The following is a 10,944-nucleotide window of genomic DNA, read 5'->3' as shown; positions in this document are numbered from 1 at the left end:
GTAGTTCTGGATCACCGCATTGGGCGCATTCGTTTCCACGGCGATGCCATTGGTGTGCACCACCGTGGGCCGCGCGACGATCAGGCCGTTGTTGATCAGCGTCGCGGTGGTACCGGAGGTCAGGTCGACCGTCACCGCATGCGACGCGTTCGCATGGATGGCGCCGGTGGCCGTGTTGGTGAAGGACAAGTCACCAGGCGTCACCAGATTCACGCCGTAGGCCATGCCGTTGGTGCCGGTGGAAATCGCCTTGATGGTGCCGCTGTTGCCGGCCGCCAATGTCGCGCCGGAGGCGAACACGCCGGTGGCGATGCTGTTGACACTGTTCGCCGTGGCCGTGATCAAGCTGTCTTTTGTCAACGCGACGGTAATGTCATGGGCGGTAGTGGAAATACCGGTGGCGATCGCGACGCCAGGCGACGTGGCAGTAGCGTAAATCGTGCCTGTGTTGCGCACGTAGACGGAACCAATGACCGCCCCATTTGCGGCAAGGATACCGTTGGCCGTCGCCGAACCTTGGCTCGACGGATCAAAGCTGGCTATCGCCGACACGCCGCCAGCATTATTGATCCTGATGGCGGAAAACTGGTTCGCTGGAGAGGTAGTTCCCAAATTGTAGACGTGGGCGCTAATGCCATTGGCGATTGCATAGCCAGCGCCAAGGCTAGCCACTGCGGTCGCCGTGATCGATCCCCCCGTGACGTTGGTAACGCTGACATCGCCAAGGTGGGAGGCATCCCGACCAAGACCGCCATAAGTGACAACCCCGATCCCATTGGCTGCGGTCGCACCATTAGCCGCGTAGTATCCGGACAGGGCATTGGCGGTGACCGAACCGGTATTGACGATGGACACATCGCCATACGAGAGAAAGGATTCCGCCACGATACCCATCGTGATGCCGTAGAAGCCAAATGCGCCGTTATGCGCGCTGAATCGGGACGTCGCAGAAATCACACCGGTATTGGTAATACTGGCGGCGCCTGTGCCCTGAAGTTGCACCAAGACACCAAAGGCTGCACCATAATTTGTTGCATTGGTTCCCGCATACAGCTGTGCGGAAATGCTTCCACTATTGCTTACATCGATAGCTCCAATTGAATGCAATGCGACAGCATGACTAGAAAGATTGTAGTAATTGTTCACCGAATTGCTATGTAAAGCATTCGCTACTCGAGCGTCGATCGAGCCGATGTTATTTAAAGACAATACACCGAGATTAGCGTATTGACCGACGCCAGACACGCCTATGGCTGTTAATTGACCGACTACAAAAATGTCGCCGGCGTTCGTAATCGAATCGTTACCATTTCCCACATCAAACGCAGTAATGCCCTGCGCCATATGAGCAGCTTTTACTGTAATGTCACCGGTGTTTTGTAAAACGAAATTGTTACTTTCAATGGCGGGAATGGGCGACTGAGAATGAGCTAATATTCCGTAACCCCCCGTGCCTCCATCGACGCTAACATAGCCTGCATTTACGACGGCTATATCGCCAACATAAGAAATGGTGCGCGCATTGATACCAAACGCATAGTCAGCCCCCACAGCTACGCCACCCTTGTTAATGACGTCAAGGTTGTGTGTGTTGCTGTACGCAGGATCACTACCAGGTGAACCAGTGGCCGCATAAATTCCGGTAGCTCGATCAGGCTGCAATGTCGTACCGGATATAGAATTATGAATAACTTGAGTGGCCGTGCTGGAGATGTTGCCCGCGTTGGAGACTGATACGTTTCCATTGACGCTGCTTACATCAATACCCAAGGCAGGTGCATAGCCAGCGGTCGTGACCGCGATGCTACCGGAATTGCTGATTGTGATAGGGCCATAATCGACAGCGAGAATGCCCAGAGCGCGGCCGAATGAGCCGCCGGTTGATACCAATGGTTCCTTGGTTTCAACGTTCAACGTACCTGAGTTAGTGATCGTAATGCCGCCAAAACCGTAATCCAGAAAAGCTTCCATGCCGACCGCGTAAACACCTGCGTTGCAGTTGCCGCAATTTCCGGTCGCCACAACATTGATGCTGCCAGCATTATCGAACGTCGCAGTCTGTGTGATGAGATCAATACCGGAGGCGACGCCGACGCTTCCATACCATTTTTGTGCTGCACCAATACCAATTGCGTGCTGATCGCCAGTAACCGTGATGGCGCCGGAAAGGGTGTTGGTGAGCGATACGCTACCCTCGTAATCACTGGCCTCAATGCCGGTAGCCCACCAACTGCCAGTGGCTTTGATGCTGCCCGAATTCGTGATGTTTGTTATAGAGCCATAGCCGCCTGATGCAATAATGCCATCTGCGCGATCACGATTATTTGAATATTTTGAAGCGTTATATCCATATACTGAGCGGGTATTAATGTTACCACTATTCAGAACTGTTACTTCACCATATTGAGCGTATGCCTTGATCCCAGCGACCTGCCCTACGCCCGAAACAACGGCAATATTTCCACCAATTCCCATGCTACCGATGTTCGAGACGTAGGCATTTCCATCCAGTGCATCTACATCGATGCCCGTGGCCTTGTCGTGTGAGTCCGCCACGACATTAATGGTTCCTAGGTTGCTTACAGTTGCGTTGCCGTCATAGGTCCTGGCCAAGATGCCTGTGGATGGGCTGTAGGCCGAGTAGTTGGGATGTCCGCCGACGTCGGCTTCGACGGTGGAGATTGCATGAATATAACCATTATTTAAGACTGTGGCGTTGCCATCGAAGGATCTGGCCAAGATGCCGGTGGCAGACGCCGAAATACCATACTCACCGCCTGCGCCGGTCAGCTTTCCTATGATGCTGCCGCTGTTGGTGACGGTGACAATTCCATCAGTAGTTTGGGCTAGGACGCCCACAACCGCACCACCAGTAGACTTCGCTACAATGGAACCGTAGTGGTTATCGACTGTACTAGCATTGTCGAGGCTACCAGCGCCCCCGGAAGTCGCCTCGATGCCAATGGCTAGCGAGGAGCTGTGAGCATAAATCGTACTGTAGTCATTATCTGCTGTCGCATGGCCAGCGTCCGACGACGCCAATACCCCCACGGCTTGCGCATAGATGGACGTCGCGCTGATAGCCCCGCTGTCGTTGACGACGGTCCCGCCACTAGTTGCGTGAGCCCAAATACCGTAGGCGTTGCCATATGCTGAGTTAGCCTGAATAGCGCCCGAATTGCTGACAGAGCTAGTACCGTTATTTGTTGACGCGGACACGGCGAAGGCGCTGCCGCTTGTAGAGTTGGCGCTTATCGAACCGGAGTTGCTGATGGTGGTACCCAGTGCCGAATTAGCCTCAATCCCGATCGCTGAATCCTGACCGCTCGCCGCAGAGATCTGTCCAAAATTGATTATTGTGCTGTTCCCGATATTTGAAGAGACGAGGATGCCAACCGCCTGTGAGTTTGTGGACGTCGCATCGATGCGGCCGCTGTTAGTGACATTGGCGTCGCCGACATAGGCCTCGGCAATAGCGCCTACAGCGTTGCCGTTAACCGAGTTGGCGATAATTACCCCCTCGTTGGTCGCGTTGGCTGCGCTGCCGCCATTTGCTGTCAGAGCAATGGCGTTGCCATCTTGAGCGGTGGCGTTAATTACACCGCTGTACTGGTTATCAATTGAGGCTTTGCCATTGATCGAGTACGCGTTGACGGTTGTTACATCATATGCGCCGGTCCCGTAGGCGGTAATCGGGCCATCGTTGATTATGGTTACGTCACCATAGGCGTTGATATCCATTCCTTCCGCGCCGGGCACGGTGACCTTGGTATTGATACTGCCGTCGTTGGTTACATTCGCCGAAGTCGAGCCGTACGCATGAATGCCACTGGCGCCCTCCGTGGTGATGTCGGCGAAGCTCGTCACGCCGACCGTGCCACGCCAACTGGCATCGATACCTATCAGGCCGATGGCAGGGGTTACGCTGCTAGGTGCGACATCACCGACCACTAAGGTCAGATCTGTGACCGGCAGAAATTCAAGGTCGGACAACGTTTCGGTGAAATCACCATTGCAGGATATGGTGGTCGACGTGGTGGCAACACACGTACCAGCGGCAATGGCTTGCCCGCTCACACTCAACGCCAACAGCGTGACTGAAATAGCCAAAGCCGTACGAATCGCTTGTGTGACAGGAGCGATTGTAAGCGTCGGAATGCGGTGAGTTTTGTTCGGACGGCCATTCGTTGCATTCATTACGTGCCACCCCTAAATTTGAGGAAATGTTGATGTGCCGCGCTACGAACTGAGGCACGGCTGACCATAATTTTCTTGTGCTTCGCAAAATTTTGATGGAGGCGCCGCCGCTATCCCTTGCCGTCGAATATCGGCACAACTCGAATTCTGGTAGATGACGGCGCAAGGGCAGCGTTTCGTACTGACCGCCATCACGCACATTTGCATGTGCGTCCGGGGGCCACGGCTTTATCTCCTGCCTGTAACGGTCACCGACATCGACTTGGCGAGGGTCCATCCAGCCTGATCAGTGACGATCTCCGTGACGTTATAAGTGCCTGCTGCGTAGGTATGGCTGGGACTGGTAACCGTGGATGTGCCGCCGTCGCCAAAGCTCCATGCGTGTGCGGTAATTGTGCTGGCACTGTCTGTGGAGCTGTCGTTGAATTTGATGGTGAGGCCACTAGCGGCTTGGCTAAAATTAACGTTTAGCGGAGGAGTTATACCGATGTGTTTGATTGCACTGTTAAGGATCATGCTGCCGCGACCACTGGCGAAGTCATAGCCCACTTTGGCTGTCTCGCCCGGATTGCTGCCAGCGGTTACATCGTGGAAGTCGCTCGCGGGCAACTGATACAACCATGGCGCAGCAAAACCGATAGATGTGCCCTTGACGGCGATGACGCGCGCCCAAAACCCGACGAATATCGGTGAAGCGAGACTAGTGCCGCCCCATTCCTGGATACCGCCGTTAACGTAGATGAGCGCACCCGAAAGTGGGTCGCCGTCGAAGGCATAGTCCGGGACGCCACGTTTAGAGCCCGGAACGAGCGCACTCTGCCAACTTGGCTTCGGCTCGAAAGTGCTTGGACTTCCACCTGTGGCGTCGTAGCCAATGGCTAACTCGTTCCAAACGACTTCGCCGAGCCACGTTGTCGATGAAGCCTTCAACGTAGTACCACCGGCGGAAATCACAAAGGGCGAAGAGGCTGGCCATTCCGGCACGACACCGCCGTTATCGCATTCGTCTGAACCGTTGTCGCCGGCCGAGAATGAGAATGTTTGCCCTTGAGCAATAGCCGCTTGAAAGATCTGGTCGGCGGCCGCAGCAGATCCATCAGACTGCGCGTAAATTTCGCACTCGCCGATCGAGACATTGATGACCTTGGCGGCATTGGCCACGACGACCGTATTGAAGTCAGCCACCATGTTGACGTTCGAGAGGTTCGGGATGGTGTAGAGAATGAGCCTGCCGACTTGGCCACCACCAGCGCCAACGACGTCCTGCGTATCCAGACTCCACTCGGCATTGTTGCTCGTGTCGATACTGGTGCCATTGGTGATGACTACCTGCGTGGTAACTGGGGCAAGACCGTTGCTGGAGGTGAAGAGTCCCAAGTCGACGAGACTCTGGGTCATATCGCCTTCGGTCACGATGCCCACGGTGACACCAGCAGCAGTTGGTACGCCCGTGCCGCCGTAGATGGACGAGAAGTAGAGCGGGTTAAAACCGGGTAGATCAATCGTGGCGTTGGGTTTAGGAGCCGCCAAATTTAATTGTGCTCGTGTGGTGGAGGTGTGCGCCATATGCACATTCTGCAAGCCGGTTACTGATAGCACGCTGTCCTGTAGCGTGACTGGAACATGGGCGTCGCTGTTGTTCGCAAAGGCCACACGCCCATCGTGAGTTTGCACCCGCGCGAACGAAGTCTGGAAGGCCGCCTGCGCAGCACCGGCGGTGCCGTCCGCCGATACCAGCAAGCGATTGGGCGCGATCACGACGTTTGTGAAACCCATCTGTGTCAGATACGTCGCGACCTTCTGCGCTTGCAACGGTGTGGGCGCATGCAGCGTGGAGAACTGTGCCGATGTCAGCGTCTGGTGCGCGGCAAGAAGGCTATCGAGCCGATCATGATTGCGCAGCTTGAGCGCAACCACGATGTGAATGGACTGCGTATGCGGCAGCACGCCTGTGTAGGCATCGCCTTGCCGCAACACCGTAGTGCTCGCCACAGAGGCCCCCATGCCATGGTCGATATTTCTCGTCTGGGCAGAGAGCACAGTAGCGGCGGCAAGAGTCATTGACACGCTTAGGGCCAACGCGGTGAACGGAGAGGTATAAAGCGTCTTCATGGTTACTGGGCCCATAGCAAGCTCGGTTACAAAGCGACCCGGACAGGCCGGGGAAAATGATTGACCGTCGTTTCAAACAACGATCCGATGTCTTCAGTGGCGCAGTCTTGCAACCAAGTGACTGCTCGCCGAGATATGAATTGGTCACTGCACCTGCCGCTCGCGTCAAAAGTTTGATGGAAACCGTCAACAAGCGCCGAATTTGAATAGTCGCCCCTCATTCCGATGAAATTTATCTTGCACTTCGGGGAACGTGATGCAGCCATCCATTCATTTAGTCGGCTCTGTCTTTCCTGCGAAGACCTTGACCTTGACATAGTTGGTTGGCTGACGCGTCACCCGATCAGGGTATGCAGCATCACTCGAAGGAGTGAGGTGCATGAAGGTAGGAAAATCTGCGCTTGGCGCACCGTCATTAAGCTGTTGTCGAATGGAGTAGATTGAAGGACTACCTCTCACTCCTTGGCTACTTCGCTCGGAAAACATGTTCCGATGAATTTCGCGCAGACAAAAGCGAGTGCAGAAATGTGTTGCAGAACGATGCGGCTGGCAAAACTGCTAGTGGCAATGCTTTGTGTGGTGTTTCCGTTTCACTCGGCTTTAGCGCTCGATACGACAAAAGCCATCACTCAATACGTGCACACGGTTTGGCGAACGGATGACGGACTTCCCGAAAATTCGGTCAACAAAATTATCGAGACTCCAGACGGATACTTGTGGGTCGGTACGCAGGCTGGACTTGCGCGATTCGATGGCACGCACTTCAAGGTTTTCGATCACACCAATACCGCATCGCTTCACAACGACTACATTGTCGATCTTGCCCAGGACCGTCAGGAAACTCTCTGGATTGCCACGTCAAACGGTGGGGTTACCGCCTTTCGCGATGGCATTTTTTCCCATGTGCGTGCTATCGGTTTTCGTGCCGGTTTGGCACTCGCTGCCGACAACGATGGCGGCATGTGGGTTGGTGGCTATGGCGGACTATCCCACCTCAAGAACGGGAAAGTGATCAAGACCTACGGCGCAGCCGATGGCCTTATTGGGGATCCGGTTCGGCGGCTTGTCATGGGTAAAGATGGCTCTCTCTGGATCGGCACAGCAGGCGGCTTGAACCATCTGGTTGACGACAAAATAAGAACCTATTCGACCAAGGACGGATTGCCCGACAACTACATAGACAACTTGCATCTCGGCGCGGACGGTACGTTGTGGGTACAGACGCAGAGCTCGGAAATCGTGCGCCTGATGCATGACCATTTCGTGCCTTGGCGCGTGCCAGGCGTTTCCGGGCCCACTGGCGACATGCTCGAAGACCGTGCGCGAAATCTCTGGCTTGCCAGCACGACAGAAGGCTTGGTGAGAGTCAGCGGTCAGCAAGTCAGTCGGTTTACGACAAAAGACGGTTTGAGCAGTAACTTGGTGAACACCCTGTATGAAGACCACGCCGGGAATCTTTGGGTTGGTACCAACGAAGGCGGCCTCGACCGCTTCCGTGATGGAAGTTTCACCAGTTATGCCAAGGAGGAAGGGCTAGCCGCCGATCAAACCTATTCCGTCATCGAGGATCATTCCGGCGATATCTGGGTCACAACGGCCGCTGGACTGAACCGGCTGCATATAAATCAGGTACGCGTGTTTACCACCGCTGATGGACTGCCTACCAACAACACGTGGTCCATGTGGGAAGACCTAAAGAAAAATCTTTGGGTGGGCACTTCCAGCGGCGGAGTGATCCGGATGATTCACGGGCGGTTTACGCAGGCCCTTTCGATCCACGATGGCATTCCTGCCTACATGATTGGAGCCGGAGTCGAAGATCAGGCTGGGCACTTCTGGTTTTCGACTCGGGGCGGCGGCTTGGTTCGATACGTCGACGGCCGGACCAGCTTGTATTCCAGGGAAAACGGGTTGTTGTCCAATTTCATCTACGCAATAGCACAAGACCCTAGAGGCATTCTTTGGGTGGGATCCACTGGAGGCCTGAACAGCATCCAGAATGGCCATGTCACGAGCTATGCAGCTGACGGTCTTTCTGATGCCGCAGTACTCACGCTATATATCGACGCGAAGAACATCGTGTGGATCGGCACGATGGGCGGGGGTCTGTTCCGACTGAAGAATGACCATTTCACGAGATTCACCACGCGCCAAGGCCTTCCTGACGACACGATCAACAATATCCTTGAAGACGCCGAAGCGAACTTGTGGATCGGATCGAACAAGGGCATTTTTCGCATCAGCCGCAGCGATCTGGATGCTGTGGCAGATGGAGCCCGTCGATCGGTGCAACCACTCGTTTTCGGCAAGGCCGACGGCATGAAGAGCAGCGAAACCAATGCCGGATCGCAGCCTTCCGGCTGGCATGCGCGTGACGGGCGACTTTGGTTTCCCACCATCCAAGGGGTAGTGGTTGTCGATCCCGACACGCTTTCTCTAAGCGATCATCAGCCCAGCACCCGAATCGAGCAACTGATTGCGGACGAAGTGGATATTGACCTCACCGCGCCGGTGCGTCTGGCACCTGGCACGCGCCGACTGGAAATTCACTACACCGCACCAAACCTTTCATCGCCCGAGCGGACCCGGTTCCGCTATCGCCTCGAAGGATTTGATGAGAAGTGGGTTACTGGTGGAACCCAACGTATCGCCCAATACACCAATTTGCCTCCCGGGACCTACACATTCCATGTAAGCGCCAGTGCCGACACCGGTTTTTGGGGCACACAAGCGAGTTCGTTTAATTTTCAGGTGCTTCCTCAGTTCTATCAGACGTGGTGGTTCCGTTTGTTGAGTGGCGTCGTTGCAACAATGGCCTTGGTAGGATTCTATCGTTTACGCGTTAACTGGCTACATGCACGAGCGGCTGTGCTTGAAGAACGACAGCGTATGGCTGGCGAGATTCATGACAGCTTGGCTCAGGGACTGAGTGGGATCATTTTCCAGACAGAAGCTGCGTTGCTTACCATGAAACGCACGCAGCTCAAGACGCGAGCCTATATCCAATCGGCTTGCGATCTTGCGCGGTCCAGCCTCAAGGAGGCTCGCACGTCAGTATGGAACTTAAGTTCCGCAGAACCTGATGAAAAAAGTTTGCTTGAATCACTGTCAACAGTGGCTCAACAACTCGCCAGTGGACGCGTAGACGAGGTAAGAGTCCATTCGTCAGGAACAGCGAGACTGCTCCACCCTCGGGTGGAAAATCACGTTGTACGCATCGTGCAACAAGCGGTGTCCAACGCCATCGAACACGGCAAAGCCCATGTGATATCCATCGACTTGACCTATGCTCCAAGCGCGTTGCGAGTCGAAGTGACAGACAACGGAGTGGGCTTTCGCTCGAACGTCTCCGGCAAAAGGGAGCGTGGCTTTGGTTTGAAGAATATGCGTCATCGCTCCGCGCAGATGGGCGCCCGCATTGAGGTGACAAGCGAAACAGGACGAGGAACGCGGGTCTTTCTGAACCTCCCTACCGGCAATGTGCTCGCAAGGCTTTGGCACCATTTAAGCGTCAGAAATACTGGAGAACCGATTGATGATCGGTAGCGTAATAAGCAAGGTGATGCTGGTGGATGATCATCCGATGGTACGCACGGGACTAGGGGCGATTGTCACATCTCAGAGCGACCTGGTGCTCGTCGGGGCAGCAGCCAATGCTGCGGAAGCCATCAAGCTTTTTGAAACCTGCCTGCCTGACATCACGCTAGTCGACCTTTCCTTGCCGGATCGCAGCGGCGTAGAGCTGATCAGGATTCTGCACGCAAAATCGCCCCATGCGAAATTTGTGGTCCTTACGGCGAACCTCGGCGGCAACGAAATTGCCAAGGCTCTTCAGGCTGGCGCGCATGCCTACCTTTTCAAGGATGCAACCTCCGAAGAAATCCTAACGACAATTCGCACGGTATCCCAAGGGGGCCGATACCTCTCGCCCGCTGTAGGAAGCAAGTTGGACGAGACACCTACACGACCTGATTTGACCACTCGGGAGCTGGAAGTTCTGCGATGGATTGTGCGCGGACATAGCAATCGCCAGATCGCAAAACAGCTTGCCGTGGGCGAGGAAACCGTCAAGACGCACGTAAAGAACATTCTCAGTAAATTGAATGTGGCGTCGAGAAGCAAAGCGATTGCATTAAGCCATAAATTTGGGTTGGTGCAGACCGAGGAAACATAGCAGGATGAACGAGCCACCTCAGCAGACGCGAGCGAATTTGCTCTTCTTCAGCGGCGCAACGTCTCCGCGGCCAAGTCCAGCTTGATTAGCTCCCGCATGAAAACGAGATAGGCTGGTTCATCGAAGCCCTTCTTGATCCATGCCAAAGCTTGCGCTGTTGAATCGACTTGATCGTCATTCTTGCCCTTCGGAAACGTCGTGAGTTCCTGGATGTACACGGGCAACCAAGGAGCCTCTTCCGGGAAATACACGATGCCATTTTCGATCATGGCAGTCTGCGCCAGCATGCGCATGACCTTTTCGCCTTCCGACTTGACGCCCGTTGCTTGGTATCGCTGTTCCTGACGCAGCTCCTGTATCAGTTGGGTACCCGATGCCTTGTCTTCGATCAAAATTGTTTGCGGTTTCCAGAGCTCCGCTTGCGCGTGTACGGCACGCTTCAGATCGGGGTATTCCATACG

Annotated in this window: 5 protein-coding genes; 2 read left to right on the top strand and 3 right to left on the bottom strand. The window is 54.9% G+C overall.

The window, feature by feature from the left end; translation table 11 throughout:
- Positions 1-4,197 (bottom strand): hypothetical protein (locus tag GSQ73_RS09605; protein ID WP_158883455.1); only part of this gene is annotated, 4,197 nt, incomplete at its 3' end.
- Positions 4,198-4,425: 228 nt separating this feature from the next.
- Positions 4,426-6,309, bottom strand: coding sequence for a protease pro-enzyme activation domain-containing protein (locus tag GSQ73_RS09600; protein ID WP_254063363.1), 1,884 nt, complete (start codon positions 6,307-6,309; stop codon positions 4,426-4,428).
- 492 nt (positions 6,310-6,801) lie between these two features.
- On the opposite strand from GSQ73_RS09600, the gene GSQ73_RS09595 reads away from it, so the two are divergent.
- Both GSQ73_RS09595 and GSQ73_RS09590 read left to right on the top strand, forming a co-directional pair.
- Complete coding sequence (locus GSQ73_RS09595; RefSeq protein ID WP_158883453.1) at positions 6,802-9,855, top strand: two-component regulator propeller domain-containing protein; 3,054 nt, start codon at positions 6,802-6,804, stop codon at positions 9,853-9,855.
- On the top strand, positions 9,845-10,483 hold the full coding sequence (locus GSQ73_RS09590; protein WP_158883451.1) for a response regulator transcription factor: 639 nt from the start codon (positions 9,845-9,847) through the stop codon (positions 10,481-10,483). The genes GSQ73_RS09595 and GSQ73_RS09590 overlap by 11 nt, the downstream gene beginning before the upstream one ends.
- A 47-nt stretch (positions 10,484-10,530) precedes the next feature.
- On the opposite strand, the gene terL is transcribed toward GSQ73_RS09590, so the two are convergent.
- On the bottom strand, positions 10,531-10,944 hold a 414-nt coding region (gene terL, locus GSQ73_RS09585), incomplete at its 5' end, for a phage terminase large subunit (RefSeq protein ID WP_158883449.1).

It is taken from the genome of Rhodanobacter sp. L36, assembly GCF_009765755.1.
Lineage (GTDB): Bacteria > Pseudomonadota > Gammaproteobacteria > Xanthomonadales > Rhodanobacteraceae > Rhodanobacter.
The sequence above is the reverse complement of the archived record's forward strand: the minus strand, read 5'-3'. Positions and strand labels throughout refer to the sequence as shown.

What these genes read in the sequence shown, in the direction of transcription:
- GSQ73_RS09595 (WP_158883453.1), top strand. Translation starts at nt 6,802, where the DNA reads ATGAATTTCGCGCAGACAAAAGCGAGTGCAGAAATGTGTTGCAGAACG.
- GSQ73_RS09600 (WP_254063363.1), bottom strand. Translation starts at nt 6,309, where the DNA reads ATGAAGACGCTTTATACCTCTCCGTTCACCGCGTTGGCCCTAAGCGTG.
- GSQ73_RS09590 (WP_158883451.1), top strand. Translation starts at nt 9,845, where the DNA reads ATGATCGGTAGCGTAATAAGCAAGGTGATGCTGGTGGATGATCATCCG.